Here is a 19,472-nt window from a genome sequence, read left to right as displayed (position 1 = left end):
AAAACAAATAATAGTATTGACTATAATTTTCATGGTGTTATATTTAGGATAAATAGGAGGTGCGTATTTTATGAGTAAAATTTTTGATAAAGCGCAACAATTCGGGAAATCATTTATGTTACCAATCGCCATTCTACCAGCAGCAGGTTTGCTATTAGGTATTGGTGGTGCATTAAGCAATCCAAATACAATTAAAGCATATCCAATTTTGGATATAGATTTTTTGCAATATATATTTATCTTAATGTCTTCAGCAGGTAATATCGTTTTTGCTAACTTGCCAGTGCTATTTGCAATCGGGGTGGCTATAGGTTTGGCGAAAAGTGATAAAGGAACAGCAGGTTTAGCAGCAATGTTAGGTTTCTTAATCATGAATGCTACAATGAACGCATTATTAACCATTACTGATGATGTCGCAGCACAAGAAGAATTAGCTAAAGCTGGACAAGGCATGGTCTTAGGGATTCAAACTGTTGAAACAGGTGTGTTTGGCGGGATTATTGTAGGTATTATGACAGCAATGCTACACAATAAGTACAATAAAATTTCATTACCACCATTTTTAGGGTTCTTTGGTGGATCTAGATTTATACCAATTGTAACTTCTGTGGCTTCTATAGGATTAGGCGTTATCCTATTCTTTATTTGGCCAACGATTCAAGGTTGGATATTCAATGCGGGGGGACTTGTTAATAAAACAGGTGTAATTGGTACATTTATTTATGGATTTGTATTACGTATGCTTGGACCATTTGGTTTACATCACATATTCTATTTACCATTCTGGCAAACTGCATTAGGTGGAACGATGGAAATCAATGGCAAAATTGTACAAGGTACACAAAACATCTTCTTTGCACAATTAGGAGATGCAAATGTAACGCAATATTATTCAGGTATTTCTAGATATATGTCAGGTCGATTTATTACGATGATGTTTGGACTATTAGGTGCAGCTTTAGCAATTTATCATACAGCTAAACCAGAAAAGAAAAAAGTAGTCGGTGGTTTAATGCTGTCAGCAGCATTGACATCATTTTTAACGGGTATAACAGAACCATTAGAATTTAGTTTCTTATTTATAGCACCAGTATTATATGTTATTCATGCCATATTTGATGGATTAGCATTTATGATGGCAGATATATTTAATATTACAATTGGACAAACATTTAGCGGTGGCTTTATTGATTACATTCTATTTGGCGTGTTACAAGGAAACAGCAAGACTAACTTCTTACTTGTTATTCCAATAGGTATAGTTTGGTTCTTATTGTATTATGTAACATTTAGATTCTTAATTACGAAGTTTAACTTTAAGACACCTGGCCGTGAAGATGAAGATGCAGTCAAATCTGTTGACGTGAGTGATCGCGCAAAGACAATCATCGAAGGCTTAGGTGGCAAAGACAATATAGATACAGTTGATTGTTGTGCAACACGTCTTAGAGTAACAATCAATGATGAAAAACTTTTCAATGAAGATGTTATTAAGACAACTGAATCGAGAGGTGTTGTACAAAAAGGAACAGGTGTTCAAATCATTTACGGTCCACATGTTACAACAATAAAAAATGAAGTAGAAGAAGCATTAGAAAACAAATAAGGAGTGCTTAATAAATGTTACCACAAGGATTAATTGTTTCATGTCAAGCTTTACCAGAGGAGCCTTTGCATTCATCATTTATAATGAGTAAGATGGCATTAGCAGCATATCAAGCAGGTGCAAAAGGAATTCGAGCAAATACGAAAGAAGATATCATCGCAATAAAAGAAGAAATCAGTTTACCAGTAATAGGTATTGTAAAGCGTGATTATGAAGGATCTAAAGTCTTTATTACAGCTACATCTAAAGAAGTCGATGAGTTAATTGAAAGTGGTTGTGAAGTGATCGCTTTAGATGCAACGAAACAAGAAAGACCTAAAGAATCACTTGAGGAGCTTGTTTCTTATATTAGAGAGCATGCACCAAATGTTGAGATTATGGCAGATGTATCTGATTTAGAAGAAGCGGTTAATGCTGATAAATTAGGATTTGATTACGTTGGAACAACATTAAGAGGATACACAGAATATACTAAAGGGCATGTTTTATACGAAAATGATTTTCAATTTTTAAAAGACGTATTAAGCAATGTTAATGCAAAAGTAATAGCAGAGGGAAATGTTATTACACCTGAAATGTTTAAACGTGTTACTGATTTAGGCGTGCATTGTACAGTAGTTGGAGGAGCCATCACAAGACCTTTAGAAATAGCAAAACGATTTATTAAAGAAATAGAGGGATAAATAATGAAAATTATTAACTTAGGTTCTAAAGAGGAAGCGTGTCATTACGTAGCAAATGAGTTGTTAAAACAAATTATTTCAAATAAAAAGAGTGTGCTAGGTTTAGCTACAGGCGGAACGATGGTTCGTGTATATGAGCAACTTGTTAATTTAATTAGAATTAATGAGATTGATTTAAGTGAAATTACGACATTTAACTTAGATGAGTATATTGGAATAGATTATGACCATCCGGAAAGTTATTACACATATATGCATGACGTGTTGTTCAATCATTTACCAACTTGGAACGAAGAGAAAATACATTTACCAAATGGGTCAGCTGAAAATCTTCAAGAAGAAATAAAACGTTACGAAGGTTTATTAGATAAAGAAGGACCGGTAGATGTACAAATATTAGGAATTGGTGAAAATGGGCATATCGGTTTTAATGAACCAGGGACATCATTTGATAGTTTAACAAGTATCGTAGGTTTAACACAGTCTACAATAGAAGCAAACAGCAGATACTTTGAAACAAAAGAAGAAGTACCTGAACAAGCAATATCAATGGGAATTCAATCTATATTGAAAGCAAAACGTATTATTTTATTAGCATATGGACCTAAAAAAGCTGATGCAATTCGTAAATTATTAACTGGTGAAATCACAACTGATTTACCAGCATCAGCTTTATACAATCATCCAAATGTGGAAGTAATATTAGATAATAACGCATATTTAAGTGAACAAGAAGAAATTTAGAACATTGCATTGTTTTTAAATTCACTTGAATGATTATTAGCTTTAAAGTACAATTACTACTGAGATTAGCCTCAAGAAATGGCGGGTGGAAGTAGTGGAAACAATGCGTATTTCATTTAATGATGAAGCGGTATTGGATTATTGTAATATAATGGGGTACCAATATTTTGAAGAAGTACCTGTTCAATATTTGTTAAGTATTCTTCGGGAGTTTAATAGTTTTAAGCCTTTTATGGGGAGTAAGACGAAACTCAGACAAATTAAAAGTGAGTTCGAACAAACAGAACGTATTATGACATTAGAAAATTACAACGCAGAATTAGAATGTCTTAAAGAAAACAAAGATGGAGATAATGCATTTTACCAATATCAAATGACATTATTTAAGAATCGCAAAGTTGTAGCTAAAGTTACAGCAGAATTTAGCATAATGTACTAGTAAATATAAAAAAACTGCCTACAAAGTCGGAAACCTTTGTAGGCAGTTTTTATTATACTTCTTCAGTATATACTTCGATTTTTTCAATTCGATTTGAAGCACCGTGATCTACTGGTCCTACAAAATCATTCATTTTCCAGCCATTTTTAATTGCAGATGCTACAAATGCTTTTGCATGTTTAACCGCTTCTTCTGGTGTTTCACCATTTGCTAAATTAGCTGTTGTTGCTGCGGCGAATGTACATCCTGCACCGTGATTATAACTAGATTGGAATTTGTCTGTTGAAAGCAGAACGTGCTTTTGACCATTGTAGTATAAGTCATAGGCTTTATCTGATTCTAAAGCTTTTCCACCTTTAATGATGATATATTGTGCACCAAGTTCGTGGATTTTTTCTGCTGCTTTTTTCATATCATCAATTGTTGTAAGTTTACCTAAGCCTGAAAGTTGACCAGCTTCAAATAAGTTTGGTGTTACGACAGTAGCTTTTGGTAATAGTTCTTTAATCATTGCTTCAGTATTTCCTGGGTTAAGTACTTCATCGTCACCTTTACATACCATTACAGGGTCAACTACAAAAATTTCAGATCCTGATTCATCATATGCTTGACGTGCACGTTTAATGACTTCTTCTGAACCGAGCATACCCGTTTTAATTGCATCAGGGCCAATTGAAATAGCAGTGTTTAACTGTTTATCTAATAAATCAAGAGGTAATGGCGTTACATCATGTGCCCATGTTTTTGGGTCCATAGTAACGACTGCTGCTAATGCTACCATTCCGTATGTGTCGTGTTCTTGGAATGTTTTTAAATCAGCTTGCATTCCAGCTCCAGCACTTGTGTCAGATCCTGCTATTGTTAAGACTTTTTTTAATGCCATTGATGATTCCTCCCAATATTTCATATGTTACATCATATCATGTTTTTTAATTGTAAAAAATAGTTATGACCTTTTCATTAGTGCTATGTTATCATTTTGATTGAGGTGAATAATATGGATTGGCAAGAAATATTTCACAATATAAAAAAAGAGCATGACTTTAGCGAAATGGAGTCGTTTCTTGAAGAAGAATATCAAAACAAAACAATCTATCCAGATAGGGAAAATATCTATCAAGCGTTTGATTTAACCCCTTTAGATAGAGTGAAAGTGGTTATACTTGGTCAAGATCCATATCATGGACCTAATCAAGCACATGGTTTAGCTTTTTCAGTTCAACCTGATGCAAAGTTTCCACCTTCATTAAGAAATATATATAAAGAATTAGAGGAAGATATAGGGTGTAAACGCGAAACACCACACTTGCAAGATTGGGCAAATGAAGGCGTGCTATTGTTAAACACTGTATTAACTGTAGAAGCACATAAAGCACATTCTCATAAAGATATTGGTTGGGAAATATTCACGGATGAAATCATTAAAAGTGTTTCTCGTGAACTAGATGATGTTGTGTTTGTCTTGTGGGGAAAACCAGCGCAATCTAAAATTAAGCTGATTGATACAGAACGTCACCATATTATACAATCTGTTCATCCAAGCCCGTTATCAGCTTATAGAGGATTCTTTGGCTCGAAACCATTTAGTAAAACAAACGAATATCTGACTTCAAATGGAAAAGAGCCTATAAAATGGTGTGGAGGTGACAATTTATGATTAGTAGAGATCAATTAATTGCTGCCATTGAAGAAGAACTAGTTGGAGCTGATAATGCCTCAACAAATGAAGTTTTTAATCGTCATATGCATGCAATTCATACTTTAAGTGGGTTAGTTGATAAAAAAGAGGGTATTAATCACGATATAAAAGTGGAACAAAACTTCTCTTCGACTCCAAAAAATCCAATTAAAAAATCACAATCAAAAGTCTCTAATGAAGAAATTAGAAAGATGGGTGGAAAAGTACTCGATCAACCATTTGCTAATAAAACTGAAAATCAGTTAACAACAGATGATGGTGTAGGTAATGGAAATTCAATTTTTGATTTTTAATAATAGAAAGGAAGATAACAAATGAAATTATTTATAATTATAGGTGCGATTAATGCAATGATCGCAGTAGCAGCTGGAGCATTTGGTGCACATGGTTTAGAAAACAAATTATCAGCTAAGTACTTAGATATATGGGAAAAAGCAACAACATACCAAATGTACCATGCATTAGGATTGATATTACTTGGTATTATTTCGGGAGCAACATCAACAAGTTTAAATTTAGCAGGTTGGTTGATGACATTTGGAATTGTGTTCTTTAGTGGTTCATTATATATTTTAGCGGTAACACAAATTAAAATATTAGGTGCTATTACGCCAATTGGTGGCGTACTGTTCATTGCAAGTTGGATTTTACTCGTAATTGCTGTTTGGAAATCTTAAGAAGTAGTTAATTACGTTTCACGAAACATATATATAAAGGTGGAACATTTATGGCAAGAAAAAAGAAAGATTTATCAAGAGGAAATTTAGATAAAAATTTATCTGAAAAATTTGTTTGGGCTATAGCTTACGGTTCAAGTATCGGATGGGGAGCGTTTATACTTCCTGGTGATTGGATTAGTCAAGCAGGTCCATTAGGTGCATCAATCGGTATCTTTATTGGTGCTTTACTTATGATCGTTATTGCAGTTAGTTATGGTGCACTCGTTGAGAAGTTTCCAGTTTCCGGTGGCGCATTTGCTTTTGGATATTTAGGATTCGGTAAATATGTATCATTCTTCTCATCATGGTTTCTAACATTTGGTTATATATGTATCGTTGCATTAAACGCTTCGGCATTTAGTTTGCTCTTTAAATTTGTTATGCCAGGATTTTTAGAACAAGGTAAATTATATACAGTCGCAGGTTGGGACGTGTACATAACTGAAATTATACTATCCTCACTTATTTTATTAATTTTTGCTTGGATTAGTATAAAAGGATCAAGTTTTTCAGGTAGTTTACAATATGTATTCTGCGTTATATTAGCTGTTGTAGTGATATTATTATTTGCAGGATCATTTTTCACTCAAGATTTTTCATTCTCTAATTTGAAACCAGTCGTTAATAACGACGTTGGTTGGTTATCGTCTATCGTAGTAATTTTGGCAGTTGCTCCGTGGGCATATGTAGGATTTGACAATATTCCACAAACAGCAGAAGAATTTAATTTTTCACCGAGTAAGACATTTAAGTTAATCGTATTCAGCTTATTAGCTTCAGCATTAACTTATGTCATGATGATATTGTTAACAAGTTGGTTATTTAAAGATGCATCAGCAGTAGGAGGAGACTTATGGGTAACTGGATCAGTTGTCCAAGAAGCATTCTCGTTTGTTGGGTTGGCAGTGTTAATTGTTGCGATCATGATGGGGATATTTACAGGTTTAAATGGATTCTTTATGAGTTCTAGTAGATTATTATTCTCCATGGGTAGAGCATCCGTTATGCCAAGCATCTTCAAAAAATTACATCCAAAATATAATACGCCATATATTAGTATTATATTTATATTAGTGCTTGCATTAGTAGCACCTTGGTTAGGAAGAACAGCTTTAACATGGATTGTAGATATGTCTTCAACAGGTGTATCAATCGCATACTTTATAACATGTTTATCAGCATTTAAACTATTCTCTTATGATAAAAGAAGTATGATGTATCATCCGAAATATAAAACATTTGCTATCATCGGAGCAATCATTGCAGGTATATTCTTATGTTTATTACTAATTCCAGGATCACCAGCAAGTTTATCACTACCATCATATATCGCATTATTTGTATGGTTCGTACTTGGAATTATATTCTTTATGATAAGATATCCATCACTTAAAAAAATGACAAACGATGAGTTGAATTATCTCGTATTAGATAAAACAAAAGAAGAAATGATAGAACTAGAAGCAAAAACAGAAATTAAAGATTAAACAAACAAAAAACAGACTAAATATTAGTCTGTTTTTTGTTTGTTTTTCAAATACATATAAACGGGTATTCCTATTGCTAATATAATCAATGAGTATAATGATCCCATAAAGTCAGAGATTAAAGTATTAATAATAATAAATGCACCACCGAAAAGTGCTAACAATGGTATGAATGGATAGAGTGGTACTGAATATTCTCTTTTAATATCTTTGTTACGCTTTCTAAGAATAAACAACCCGACGAAGGCCATCATATAGAAAATATAAATAATAAATATTGTTACTTCTGATAAATAGTCTGCGTTTACGACATCTGGGAATAATAATGTTAATACGATTAATACCATTGAGATTCCGAACACAGTAATTAATGCGCCAAGTGGTGATTTTAATTTAGGACTAATGTATCCTACGTACTTATGCATTGGCAATAATCCGTCTTCAGCCATAGCAAATGGAATACGTGGGAATGTGATGATTTTACCGTTTAGACAACCAAAGATTGAAATGATTACACCGATATTTACAATTTTAGAACCTATATCACCGAATAGTGCTTTTGCTGCTTCTGCACTTGCCGTATTACCTAATCCTACTAATTCTGCAGCAGGTATTACATGGAATACAGCGATATTAATAAGTACATAAGCAAGTGTTACGATTGATAGTCCGATTAACATAGCTAGTGGTAAATTTCTTTGTGGCTTTTTCATTTCTCCAGTCATGTTCGTTAACATAATCCATCCGTCATAAGCGAATAAAGTTGCTAGGACAGCACGACCAAAGTTTATTTCGCCATCTGTTTTAATTAATGATGTTACATCTTGCCCAAAAATTCCTTCATTGCCCCAAAGTAATCCAAATATGATAATTGCAAATACTGGAATAAGCTTTGCGATTGTTGTGACATTTTGCATTAATCCACCGAATTTTGTACCTAAAATATTAACGGCTGTTAAAAATATTAACGCGAATAATCCAAACCAGACACTCATATCATTACTGATATTAAAGAAATTTGTCACGAGAATACCAAAAAATAGTACAAGTGATACGATGATTGCAGGACCATAGATAATTGTTTGAACCCAACCTGTTAAGAATCCCCAAAATGGTCCGTAAATATCACGTATATAGGCATATAATCCGCCTGTTTTTGGGATTTGAGCGCCAATCTCTGCTATTGTTAAGCCTGCTGCTAACGTTAAGAGTCCTCCGACTACCCAAGCAAGAATGGCCATATTACTTGTGCCTGCATGTGTTAAAACGACTGCTGGTTTGACGAATACACCTGATCCGATAATCGTACCAACGACAATTGTAATAGCAGTCATTAGTCCGATAGATTTCTGTAATGATTGTTCTTGATTTTGTTTCATAGCTACTCCTTATATGTATAATTTAAATGAAATTTTTCTCTGTATATAAATTAATATACACGATAAAGCGGATTTGTATATTGGAAATTTCAAAATTTAGTGAATTTTTATAAAGAACTTTAAAGGCGAGGTTAATGGCTAAATAATTAATTTAAATAAATATTTTATTGTAAAAAATGCATGGTAGATTTTTTATTGACTGATATGTATAATGTTCTTCATGGCTTGAAAACGATTTCTTGAAAAATATAAAGAACAACTGTATGAAACAAGTTGTTTAAGGAGGAATGTGAAATGTTAGAGCTCAATGCTATTACAACATTGGCGCTAGCATGTGTCCTACTTTTATTAGGAGAGGCAGTAGTAAATAAAGTTTCTATTTTGAGGCGTTTATGTATTCCAGCTCCAGTAATTGGTGGATTATTATTTGCAATTTTAGTGGCGATATTACAATCAACAAATATTATAACGATTAAATTGGATTCTGAATTTATCCAAAACTTCTTTATGCTTGCATTCTTTACAACTATTGGTTTAGGAGCATCATTAAAATTATTAAAACTTGGCGGTAAAGTGCTAATTCTGTACTTTATTTTTTGTGGAATATTAGCATTTTGTCAGAATGTTATAGGGGTTTCACTAGCAAAAGTATTAAACATTCCACCATTATTAGGACTAACAGCTGGTTCTATGTCAATGGAAGGTGGACATGGTAATGCAGCAGCATACGGTCAAACATTAGAAACATTAGGCGTTGATTCTGCAGTTACAGCAGCACTTGCAGCAGCTACACTAGGTTTAGTAGCTGGTGGATTAATAGGTGGACCAGTCGTTAGATTCTTAATTAAAAAGTTCGACTTGAAACCTGAAGATGCTAAAGATACAGGATTAGATTATAGTGACGTGGAATACAATCAAAATTTACATAGTAGAATGAACCCAACTACAGTGTTTATCGTTCAATTTACAATTATTGCAGTATGTATGGCTATAGGTACATATATCGGTGAAGGGTTTACTAGTTTAACTGGTATCAATATTCCTGTTTATGTAGGCGCAATGTTTGTAGCAGTAATTATTAGAAATATTTCTGATTATGGTAATTTAAACATTATCGATATGAAAATTACGAATCATGTAAGTGATGTTTCATTAAGTTTATTCTTATCAATTGCTTTAATGAGTATTGAATTAACAGAAATTTATCAACTCGCATTACCATTAACAGTTATTGTTCTAGCTCAAATTGTGTTTATCGTATTATTCTCAGTGTTTGTAGTATTCAAAGGACTTGGGAAGAACTATGATGCAGCAGTTATGATCGGTGGATTTATAGGTCATGGACTAGGAGCAACTCCAAATGCAATGGCAAACTTAGATGTTATTACGAAAAAATTCGGAGCATCACCAAAAGCATATCTAGTAGTACCAGTAGTAGGAGCATTCTTAATAGATTTACTAGGCGTTCCAATTGTTACACTATTTATAAACATATTTAGTTAAATAAAATAAGAAGAGGATTTCCAACTATTAGTGTTGGAAATCCTCTTTTCTATTTTGGGAATAATTATAGATAAAATACGGACCGATAAATAAATTACCGGTCCAGAAATGAGAAATACGGACCGATAAAAAAAATTACCGGTCCAGAAACGAGAAATACGGACCGATAAAAATAAATAGCGACCCGAAAACGGGAAATACGGACCGATAAAAATAAATAGCGACCCGAAAACGCGAAATGCAGGCCGATAAAAATAAATAGCGACCCGAAAACGCGAAATACAGGCCGATAAAAATAATTAGCGACCCGAAAACGACACATCACTCTAATAAAAATAAAAAACCGGGTAGACTCCCACGAGTCTACCCGGTTTAAATTTTAGTTTAGTTGAAAGAATGTATCTAATTCATCAATATTTAAAATGTTACCTACATAGAATGCACCGAAGTCACCATATCTAGCTGATACTTCGTCGAAACGCATTTCATAGATTAATTTTTTGAATTGTAACATATCATCACTGAATAATGTTACGCCCCATTCGTAGTCGTCTAGACCTACTGAGCCAGTGATAAATTGTTTTACTTTACCTGCATAGCTACGTCCAATTAAACCGTGTGAACGCATTAAGCTACGTCTATGATCCATATCTAACATATACCAGTTGTCTTCACCGTCACGTCTTTTATCCATTGGGTAGAAACATACATATTCAGAACGTGGTACTTCTGGATATAATCTTGCTTTTACATGTGGATTTTCGTATGGATCTTCGTCTGAATCACCAGCAAGGTAGTTTGAAAGTTCTACTATTGATACATAAGAATAAGTTGGGATTAAGAAATCACTTATATCTAATTTATTAAATTCATTTTCTAAAGCGTTTAATTGTTTAACATCTGGACGTAAGAACCATAACATTAAGTCTGCTTTTTGGCCTGTGATGTTATAGAAAGCATGAGAGCCTTCTTTATTATTATGAACTGTTTCTAAACCTTCAAGGAAAGTTTTGAATTCATTGATCATTGTGCTTCTATCATCTTCTGGTACAGTTTTAAGGCTAGTCCAATCTATCGCATAGAATAAATGCAAGCTGTACCAACCATCTAATGTTTTTGCTGCTTCGTTCATTTTACTTTCGCTCCTTTTAGAAAATAATATCTTCTTTATTAGTCTATCATACTAGAAACAGATTAAATGACTCAACTTTTTACATTGTTGTGAAAGAGAAATAGTGACGTTGAAAATTTATTGATATTGATTATCGATTTTATTTATTAGATAATGATAATAGATTGTTGAAAATTTATTTAATAGGAGCATAAATTTGTATAAATTAGAAAATGTATCTAAGAAATATAATGATAAGTTTGCTGTTAAAAACTTTTCTTTAACAGTAGAGCCAGGTTCTATAACAGGGATTGTAGGTAAAAGTGGATCCGGGAAATCGACTTTATTGAAAATGCTTAATTTTATAGAGCAACCAACTGAAGGTAAAATTATTTTTGAAGATAAAGAAATTAATCATGTATCTAAAAAAATAATTAGAAAATATAAAGAGAAAATAGGAATGGTTTTTCAAAACTATAATTTATTGAATAACTTGAATGTTTATCAAAATATTGCATTACCTTTGAAGATTATCAATAAAGAAGATAAACACAAAGTGAATGAACTGATTGAATTTGTAGGATTAGAAGATAAAATAAATAGCTATCCTGCTCAATTATCTGGAGGAGAAAAGCAACGTGTTGCATTAGCACGGTCTTTAGTCAGAAATCCAGATATTTTATTATGTGATGAAGCTACAAGTAGTTTGGATGAACACAACACTGAAATTATCATAAAAATGTTAAAGAATATTAACAAAGAATTTAATATAACAATCATTTTTGTCACACACGAATTGAATGTTGTAAAACAATTATGTGAGCAAGTATGTGTGATGGAGGATGGTCAATTGTTAGATATTATTGAAAATAGAACTAAAAGTGTTGAACAGGACACAGGTTCTTATTTAGAAAACGTGAAGCGGAGTATTGAAGAATGACGTTTTTAGAAAAAATTAATTATTATATGCCAGAACTTATCCAATCGTTGCAAGAAACTTGTATCATGCTAGGGTATTCAATGATCATCACTTTATTAATAGGTTTGCCTCTAGGGATAGCTTTGTTTTTATCAAATCCAAGCATTAAAGAATTAAATAGAAACTATTATTGGGCGTTTAATTTCTTGATTACATTTATTCGCTCATTCCCGTATTTATTATTTGTTATCAGTTTAATTCCATTAACTAGACTTATTTTAGGAAGTGCTTTTGGTCCTTATCCTTCCATCATTCCTTTAAGTATTGTTGGAATTGCGATCTTTTCAAGATTAGTTGAACAAGTATTACTAGATATACCTGGCGAAATAAAGACGCTAGCAGAATCATTAGGAGCAACAAAGTTTAAATATATATGGAATTTCATTTTAGTAGAATCCAGAAGCGGTATTATTTTGGCTTACACAACGACAGCAGTGAGTATGGTTTCATATTCAACAGTAATGGGGATTGTAGGCGGAGGTGGAATAGGAGATTTTGCTATTCGATACGGCTATCAAAGTTATGAAAATGAAATTATGTACTTTTCAATTATTATCATTATTATCAGTGTATTTATCATTCAAATGTTAGGGAATAATATTTCTCGAAAATTAGACAAAAGGAAGTAGTGTAGATATGAAAAAAAGTTTATTTATTATGATATTGATGTTTAGTGTTATTATTGCTGGTTGTGGTGCAAATAAGAAAGACAGTGAAGATAAAGTTATTAAAGTAGCTTCACAAGCACCTCCAATGACAGATGTAGTGAAAGAAGCAGCTAAAGAAGCTAAAAAAGATGGTTGGGAAATCAAACTTGTACAAGTAAATGATAACGTTGCATATAATGACATGGTAACGAGTAAAGAAGCGGATGCAAGTTTTGCTCAGCATAAACCTTTTATGGAAAAATACAATAAAGAAAGAAAAGCTAATTTAGTAGCAATACAACCCATTTATGATGCAAAAGTAGGGTTTTATTCTAAGAAATATAAAGATACAAAATCTATACCAAATGGAACAAAAGTTGCTATTCCAAATGATATCTCAAATGAGGGTAGAGCTTTAGCAATTCTTGAAGAACAAGGACTTATTAAATTAAAAGATGGTGTTGGTGTAAACGGAACGACTAAAGATATTGTAGATAATCCTAAAGATTTTAAATGGTTAAAAGTAGACTTGCTCAATTTAGCAGAAACGTATAGCGAATCAGATGTATCACTCGTTTATAATTATCCAACATATATATCAAAAATTGGATTAAAACCAGCTGATGCATTATTCCTAGAAAAAAATATTGATACTCGTTTTTCTATACAATTAGTTGCAAGAGAAGACAATAAAGATTCCGAAAAAATTAAAGCATTACATAAAGCAATGAAGAGTGATGCAGTAAAAAAATATTTAAAAGAGAAACATAAAGATACTTTAATACCTTCATTCTAAATATATTCAGAATAAAACCACGAGGCTCGGACAATTAATTTGTCCCGAGCCTCGTGGTTTTTAAACTTATTTGCTAGCAGTTTTAAATTCTATAATTCATCTCATATTTTTGGTAATAGTCTAAGATAAAGTTATACATAGTTTTACTTTTATTTTTTAATTGGTTATCTTTCTTTTTAGATATATAGATGCGTTTAGAAATCAGTAAATTTTGGTCTGTTGCATAAGGTATTTCAAAATTTCGACATACTGCTACAGGTAAATAAGTGAAATGTTTTCTGTTTTGAATAAAAATATTAAATAAAGCATCATCAACATAATTGAAATTATGATATTTAATACCTTTTTCATAAAGTTTATTTTTAATAAATTGATTGTATTCTTTGTAATTAGAAATAAAGAGAAAATGTTTAAAATTATTTGCTTCATAAATATAATCTTTTGGTTCATAAGCATCATACTCTGGTGGCGTTACTAATACAATATCTTCTCTGTAGAGGAAGTCACACTGTATATCTGAGTGTTCAATTTTAAAAAATGAAATTGCAAAATCAGCCTCTTCAGACATTAATTTATTAATAATTGTATGATTATCTGACGTTTCGACATTAAATATTTCATCAGGATGGTCTTTAGTAAAAGATAAAATAGGATCTGAAGTAAAACGATTACTTGATGTAATAATGTTAATGGTCTTTTCTTCATCAATTTTATTTTTTAACATACGCTCTTTTGCATAATCGATTTCTCCAAAAATCTTATTAACAGAACTTAAAAATATTTCGCCATTTTTCGTTAATTCTATTTGTCGTAATTTTCGTTCAAACAACTTAATATCTAATTCAACTTCTAAATTTTTAATCATTTTACTTAAAGCAGGTTGGCTAATGTATAGAAAATTAGCAGCCTTAGTGAAACTCATAAAATCTGCAACTGTTTTAAAGTATTTTAGCTGTAATAAATCCATTATATACCTCCTCACATATATAACTAGGTGGTTATGCGTATATACCTATATATGTATTTTTAATTATTCTAACATAAGCGTAACATTGTAAGTGAAATATACATTGGATATAAGCAAAGGAGAATATATATGAATATTGCAATATATGGAGCGGGTTCGTTAGGTACGATAATGGGAGCTTATTTATCACAATCTGCAGAAAACGTAGATCTAATTGATGTAAACGAAGAACATATTAATAAATTGAATGAAAATGGTGCAACTATAAAAGGGAGTATTGAATTTCATAGTAAAGTAAATGCAATTACTCCGGACAAAATAAATAAAAAATATGATTTAGTATTGTTATTAACTAAACAAATTTATAATAATGATGTATTACCTATTATAAAAAATATTTTAAATACAGATGGGATACTGCTATCTTTACAAAATGGTGTGCCTGAACATTTTATCAGTGAAACTATTCCGAAAGAGCAAATTATAGCTGGATCTGTAGAATTTGGTGCAACATATGCTGAACCTGGTGTATCAAATCTGACTACTACTTATGACACATTCAAAGAATACGCATTACAAATTGGTGAATTAAATGGTGTTGTTACAGAGAGAATCAAGAATATTAAAGAAGTTTTAGAACATATAGGTGGTGTATTTGTTTCATCAAACTTGATTGGAACAAAATGGTCTAAGTTGTTAATTAATAGTTCTTTTAGTGGTTTGTCTGCAGCATGTGGATGTACGTATGGCGATATAATGGATAATGAAGTAGGTATTCAATCAGCATTATATATTATCAGTGAAGGCATTCAAGTAGCTGAAAAACAAGGTATAGAATTTGAAATCATGTCTGGCGTTGATTTTACTCAATTTAAAATAATTGATAACATTGAAGAACAAACTAAAAAGTTGAAAATGATAATGGAATCAAACCGTAAATTGGAAGCAAGTATGTTACAAGACTTACAAAAAGGTAGAAAAACAGAAATTCACTATATTAACGGTTTAGTTGCACAAGAAGGAGATAACATCGATATACCTACACCATATAATGATAAAATTGTAGACATCGTATCAAAAGCGGAAAATAAAAAGACAGTTCCGCAATTTAGTGAAAGTATTTCGGAATTTGCTAAAATAATTGAGCAGAAAAAGGAGCTTTTAATATGAGAAAAGAAGAAATTAAAAATATCTCAGCTACACCATTGAATGCACCGGTATTTCCTGCAACTGACATGTATTTTAAAGATAGAGAATTTTTGAATATCGTTTATGAAACAGATATGGATATGCTCAAAGAAATTGTTCCAGAACCACTTACAGTTACGAGTAATTTAATAAAGTTTGAAGTCATTAATATGCCTGACAGTACAGGATTAGGTTCTTATATGGAAGCTGGACACGTTATTCCAGTAGAATATAATGGTGAAGCTGGCGAATTCTATCTTTCTATGTATGTAAATAACCAAGCAGCAATCGCATCAGGTAGAGAAGTTGCAGCTTTTCCTAAAAAAGCAGGTACGCCTAATTTATATGTAGACAACGACGTACTAGTTGGCACTTTGGACTACAACTCATTAAGAGTAGCTCAAGCTACTATGGGATATAAATATTATCGTATGGATGATGAAGAAGCTAAGTCAATCATAACAACACCACAATTTATGTTGAAACAGATGAGACACTACGATGGATCACTTTTAATGAGTGAATTAACACGCAGCCAAATAACGGATGTAAAAGTGAAAGAAGCATATAGAGGACCAGCAAGATTACAGCTTTTTGAACATGTAATGGCACCTTTAGCTGACTTTCCAGTTAAAAAAGTTGTAGATGCCCAGCACATTATTGTAGATATGAGATTAGGACAACCGAGTCAAATGTATAATTACTTAAATGATAATAATTAAGATAGATTGAAAATAGGTTGAGACAATTAAACTGTCTCAACCTATTTATTTTATATTATTCAAGATATAAATCATAAATTTGTGTATTTTTATAAAATTAATTCACAGTTCGGATACGTGAAAATTTATGAAAAAATGTTATAATTATGAATGGAAAAATTAAAGCAATCATATATAGGAGGCAATTATGTCTAATTTACTTAATGTCCTAAGTGACAAACTATCAGGTAAGAATGTTCGTATCGTATTACCAGAAGGTGACGATGCTCGTGTATTAACAGCAGCTGTTAAATTACAAGCTACTGATTTGGTTGCACCAATCGTACTTGGTAACGAAGAAGCAATTAAAGAAACAGCAGCGGGTGCTAATTTATCAATCGATGGACTTACAATTATTAACCCTGAAAAAAGCGAATTAAAAGCTGATTTAGTAGAAAAATTTGTTGAACGCCGTAAAGGAAAAGCAACAGTAGAACAAGCTGAAGAATTATTAAACAATGTAAACTACTTCGGAACAATGTTAGTTTATACTAATCAAGCAGATGGACTAGTAAGTGGTGCTGCGCATTCTACAGCGGATACTGTACGTCCTGCATTACAAATCATTAAAACTAAACCAGGCGTTACTAAAACATCAGGTGTATTCTTCATGACTAAAGGTGAAGAACAGTATGTGTTTGGTGATTGCGCAATTAACCCAGAATTAAATGCACAAGACTTAGCTGAAATTGCAATTGAAAGTGCTAAGACTGCTCAAGCATTCGGTATGTCTCCAAGAGTAGCAATGCTAAGCTTCTCAACTAAAGGTTCAGCGAAATCACCTGATACTGAAAAAGTATCTGAAGCGGTATCGATTGCACAAGAAAACTTGAAAGCAACAGACTTAAAAGATGTAGTATTAGATGGCGAATTCCAATTTGATGCAGCAATCGTTCCAGAAGTAGCTGCTAAAAAAGCGCCAAATTCTGAAATTCAAGGTGATGCAAATGTATTTATCTTCCCTAGCTTAGAAGCGGGTAACATTGGATACAAAATTGCACAACGTTTAGGTGGATTTGATGCAGTTGGTCCTGTATTACAAGGCTTAAACGCACCTGTTAACGATTTATCACGTGGCTGTTCAGCAGAAGACGTATACAGTCTTTCAATTATTACAGCTGCTCAAACATTATAATCGTGGAAACTTTGAAAGATTATTTTACACAAGAATGGCGATACATTGACCACACTTCAGGACTGCAGCCAATGCAGTCCTTTAGTTTCGATGATACATTTTGTGATCAAGTTGGAAATGATAAAAGTCCAAGTGTAGTAAGAACATGGATACACAACCACGTCGTGATATTAGGCATACACGATTCTAGATTACCTTTTTTAAAAGATGGCATTGAATTTTTAAACAATATTAAAGGATACAGTGCAATCGTTCGAAATTCAGGTGGTTTAGGCGTTGTGTTAGACAAAGGTGTACTAAATATATCTTTGATTTTTAAAGGTAAACATGATGTATCCATTGATACGGGATATGAAGTGATGTTACGTCTCATACGTGAAATGTTTAAAGAAGAAACAAATGCTATTGAAAATAAAGAAATCTCTGCCTCATACTGTCCGGGTAGCTATGACTTAAGTATCAATAACAGAAAGTTTGCTGGTATATCACAACGAAGAGTTAGAGGTGGTATAGCAGTTCAAATATACTTATGTGTAGAAGGATCTGGAGCAGAACGTGCAAACATGATGAAAGAATTCTATCAACATGCATTAAAAAATGAAAAAACAAAATTTATCTATCCAACCATCATTCCTGAAAGTATGGCATCTATAAATGAATTATTAGATAAAGATTATACAACGAATGACATATTGTTCAAGTTGTTAGGAAGTCTAAAAACATTAGGTGCAACATTAAATATGAATCCCGTCACAACAGAAGAATGGGAGCTATATGATAAATATTTTGAAAGAATGATTGAACGAAATGATAAAATGGTACGAAATATGGAAAAACAATAAAATGACATTCTCAAACAACTGTTAAGGTGGTATAATAATTTATTGCTAAATTAGAAACCGAGAAAGGTGGGGAAACAAATGCGAAATAAATTTCAAGTCTGCGATGATTGCCAAGCTGTTAATTTACCATCACTACTGAAAAAATTAAAAAAAATAGATCCAGAAGCCGAAGTAGAAGTAGCATGCCAATCTTATTGTGGACCAGGCAGAAGAAAAACATTCGCATTCGTTAACAACCGCCCATGTGCCGCGTTAACAGAAGAAGAACTCATGGAGAAAATTCAAAAACAACTTCAAAAGAAACGCGATCCAGAAGAAGAAGAAAGATTGCGACTTAGAAATGAAGAACGAAAACGTCGACAAAAAGAAATAGACGAGAAGTTAAATAAGAAGTTGAATAAGTAGAATAGAGTTTTATGAAGTGAAGTTTGATTAAATCGGGTTAAAACGCACGAAGACTGTTGGGATATCGTGCGATTCGGACTAAATCGAGCCAAAACGCACGAAGACTTTCGAGATATCGTGCGATTCGAGCAAAATCAGGTCAAAACGCACGAAGACTTTCGAGATATCGTGCGATTCGGACTAAATCGAGTCAAAACGCACGAAGACTGTTGAGATATCGTGCGATTCAGGCAAAATTGAGCTAAAACGCACGAAGACTGTTGAGATATCGTGCGATTCAAGCAAAATCGAGTCAAAACGCACGAAGACTTTCGAGATATCGTGCGATTCGGACTAAATCGAGTCAAAACGCACGAAGACTGTTGAGATATCGTGCGATTCA

21 protein-coding genes are annotated in these 19,472 nt (G+C 32.5%); 17 read left to right on the top strand and 4 right to left on the bottom strand.

Annotation, left to right across the window (positions count from 1 at the left end; translation table 11 throughout):
* The first annotated feature begins 70 nt into the window (after window positions 1-70).
* The 4 genes from ptsG to LQ608_RS11420 all read left to right on the top strand — a co-directional run bounded on the left by ptsG (window position 71) and on the right by LQ608_RS11420 (window position 3,472).
* Window positions 71-1,606, top strand: a complete 1,536-nt coding sequence (gene ptsG, locus LQ608_RS11435; RefSeq protein WP_239752010.1) for a glucose-specific PTS transporter subunit IIBC — start codon at window positions 71-73, stop codon at window positions 1,604-1,606.
* Window positions 1,607-1,620: 14 nt separating this feature from the next.
* Window positions 1,621-2,289: an N-acetylmannosamine-6-phosphate 2-epimerase gene (locus LQ608_RS11430; protein WP_078357801.1), complete on the top strand. Its 669-nt coding sequence runs from the start codon at window positions 1,621-1,623 to the stop codon at window positions 2,287-2,289.
* A gap of 3 nt (window positions 2,290-2,292) precedes the next feature.
* Window positions 2,293-3,033, top strand: coding sequence for a glucosamine-6-phosphate deaminase (gene nagB, locus LQ608_RS11425; protein WP_239752008.1), 741 nt, complete (start codon window positions 2,293-2,295; stop codon window positions 3,031-3,033).
* A gap of 103 nt (window positions 3,034-3,136) precedes the next feature.
* Window positions 3,137-3,472 carry a hypothetical protein gene (locus LQ608_RS11420; RefSeq protein ID WP_237687752.1) on the top strand — a complete coding sequence of 112 codons (336 nt, stop codon included), beginning with the start codon at window positions 3,137-3,139 and terminating at the stop codon, window positions 3,470-3,472.
* Between the two features lie 52 nt (window positions 3,473-3,524).
* Here LQ608_RS11420 and thiD read toward each other — a convergent pair whose 3' ends face one another.
* On the bottom strand, window positions 3,525-4,355 hold the full coding sequence (gene thiD, locus LQ608_RS11415; RefSeq protein ID WP_239752006.1) for a bifunctional hydroxymethylpyrimidine kinase/phosphomethylpyrimidine kinase: 831 nt from the start codon (window positions 4,353-4,355) through the stop codon (window positions 3,525-3,527).
* A gap of 105 nt (window positions 4,356-4,460) precedes the next feature.
* Here thiD and LQ608_RS11410 point away from each other — a divergent pair, with 105 nt between their 5' ends.
* From LQ608_RS11410 to LQ608_RS11395, 4 genes are read left to right on the top strand one after another with little or no spacing between them, the layout of a single operon-like run.
* A complete protein-coding gene (locus tag LQ608_RS11410; RefSeq protein ID WP_345773106.1) occupies window positions 4,461-5,129 on the top strand; it encodes a uracil-DNA glycosylase in 669 nt (222 codons plus the stop codon).
* Window positions 5,126-5,464 carry a DUF5327 family protein gene (locus LQ608_RS11405; RefSeq protein WP_239752002.1) on the top strand — a complete coding sequence of 113 codons (339 nt, stop codon included), beginning with the start codon at window positions 5,126-5,128 and terminating at the stop codon, window positions 5,462-5,464. Before LQ608_RS11410 ends, LQ608_RS11405 begins: the two co-directional genes overlap by 4 nt.
* Window positions 5,465-5,485: 21 nt before the next feature.
* Window positions 5,486-5,848 carry a DUF423 domain-containing protein gene (locus LQ608_RS11400; protein WP_107509277.1) on the top strand — a complete coding sequence of 121 codons (363 nt, stop codon included), beginning with the start codon at window positions 5,486-5,488 and terminating at the stop codon, window positions 5,846-5,848.
* A 50-nt stretch (window positions 5,849-5,898) separates the two neighbouring features.
* Window positions 5,899-7,377 carry an APC family permease gene (locus LQ608_RS11395; protein ID WP_239752001.1) on the top strand — a complete coding sequence of 493 codons (1,479 nt, stop codon included), beginning with the start codon at window positions 5,899-5,901 and terminating at the stop codon, window positions 7,375-7,377.
* A gap of 23 nt (window positions 7,378-7,400) precedes the next feature.
* Here LQ608_RS11395 and LQ608_RS11390 read toward each other — a convergent pair whose 3' ends face one another.
* Entirely contained in the window at window positions 7,401-8,756 is a 1,356-nt protein-coding gene (locus LQ608_RS11390; protein WP_107509278.1) for an APC family permease, read from the bottom strand.
* Window positions 8,757-9,050: 294 nt separating this feature from the next.
* Between LQ608_RS11390 and gltS the strand changes: the two genes are divergently transcribed.
* A complete protein-coding gene (gene gltS, locus LQ608_RS11385) occupies window positions 9,051-10,259 on the top strand; it encodes a sodium/glutamate symporter (RefSeq protein ID WP_239751999.1) in 1,209 nt (402 codons plus the stop codon).
* A gap of 379 nt (window positions 10,260-10,638) precedes the next feature.
* Here gltS and hemQ read toward each other — a convergent pair whose 3' ends face one another.
* Window positions 10,639-11,391 carry a hydrogen peroxide-dependent heme synthase gene (hemQ, locus tag LQ608_RS11380; protein ID WP_078357811.1) on the bottom strand — a complete coding sequence of 251 codons (753 nt, stop codon included), beginning with the start codon at window positions 11,389-11,391 and terminating at the stop codon, window positions 10,639-10,641.
* 196 nt (window positions 11,392-11,587) lie between these two features.
* On the opposite strand from hemQ, the gene LQ608_RS11375 reads away from it, so the two are divergent.
* The 3 genes from LQ608_RS11375 to LQ608_RS11365 are packed head-to-tail and all read left to right on the top strand — an operon-like array spanning window position 11,588 to window position 13,792.
* Window positions 11,588-12,310, top strand: a complete 723-nt coding sequence (locus tag LQ608_RS11375; RefSeq protein ID WP_239751997.1) for an ATP-binding cassette domain-containing protein — start codon at window positions 11,588-11,590, stop codon at window positions 12,308-12,310.
* Window positions 12,307-12,978, top strand: a complete 672-nt coding sequence (gene emtB, locus LQ608_RS11370; RefSeq protein WP_078357813.1) for a metal ABC transporter permease EmtB — start codon at window positions 12,307-12,309, stop codon at window positions 12,976-12,978. Before LQ608_RS11375 ends, emtB begins: the two co-directional genes overlap by 4 nt.
* Window positions 12,979-12,985: 7 nt before the next feature.
* Window positions 12,986-13,792, top strand: coding sequence for a MetQ/NlpA family ABC transporter substrate-binding protein (locus LQ608_RS11365; RefSeq protein ID WP_239751995.1), 807 nt, complete (start codon window positions 12,986-12,988; stop codon window positions 13,790-13,792).
* Window positions 13,793-13,874: 82 nt separating this feature from the next.
* Here LQ608_RS11365 and LQ608_RS11360 read toward each other — a convergent pair whose 3' ends face one another.
* Window positions 13,875-14,759: a LysR family transcriptional regulator gene (locus LQ608_RS11360; protein ID WP_239751993.1), complete on the bottom strand. Its 885-nt coding sequence runs from the start codon at window positions 14,757-14,759 to the stop codon at window positions 13,875-13,877.
* 129 nt (window positions 14,760-14,888) lie between these two features.
* Between LQ608_RS11360 and LQ608_RS11355 the strand changes: the two genes are divergently transcribed.
* The 5 genes from LQ608_RS11355 (at window position 14,889) to LQ608_RS11335 (ending at window position 19,090) form a co-directional block, all read left to right on the top strand.
* Complete coding sequence (locus LQ608_RS11355) at window positions 14,889-15,929, top strand: ketopantoate reductase family protein (protein ID WP_239751990.1); 1,041 nt, start codon at window positions 14,889-14,891, stop codon at window positions 15,927-15,929.
* Complete coding sequence (locus LQ608_RS11350) at window positions 15,926-16,669, top strand: acetoacetate decarboxylase (RefSeq protein WP_239751988.1); 744 nt, start codon at window positions 15,926-15,928, stop codon at window positions 16,667-16,669. Before LQ608_RS11355 ends, LQ608_RS11350 begins: the two co-directional genes overlap by 4 nt.
* Window positions 16,670-16,856: 187 nt before the next feature.
* On the top strand, window positions 16,857-17,843 hold the full coding sequence (pta, locus tag LQ608_RS11345) for a phosphate acetyltransferase (protein WP_239751986.1): 987 nt from the start codon (window positions 16,857-16,859) through the stop codon (window positions 17,841-17,843).
* A gap of 2 nt (window positions 17,844-17,845) precedes the next feature.
* On the top strand, window positions 17,846-18,685 hold the full coding sequence (locus LQ608_RS11340; protein WP_107509405.1) for a lipoate--protein ligase family protein: 840 nt from the start codon (window positions 17,846-17,848) through the stop codon (window positions 18,683-18,685).
* Between the two features lie 78 nt (window positions 18,686-18,763).
* Window positions 18,764-19,090 carry a YuzB family protein gene (locus tag LQ608_RS11335; protein ID WP_078357822.1) on the top strand — a complete coding sequence of 109 codons (327 nt, stop codon included), beginning with the start codon at window positions 18,764-18,766 and terminating at the stop codon, window positions 19,088-19,090.
* Window positions 19,091-19,472: the final 382 nt, after the last annotated feature.

Origin of the sequence: Mammaliicoccus sp. H-M34 (genome assembly GCF_022386495.1) — a bacterium.
GTDB lineage: Bacteria > Bacillota > Bacilli > Staphylococcales > Staphylococcaceae > Mammaliicoccus > Mammaliicoccus fleurettii.
Note: the sequence above shows the minus strand (reverse complement) of the source record. Positions and strands in the feature narration are given on the sequence as shown.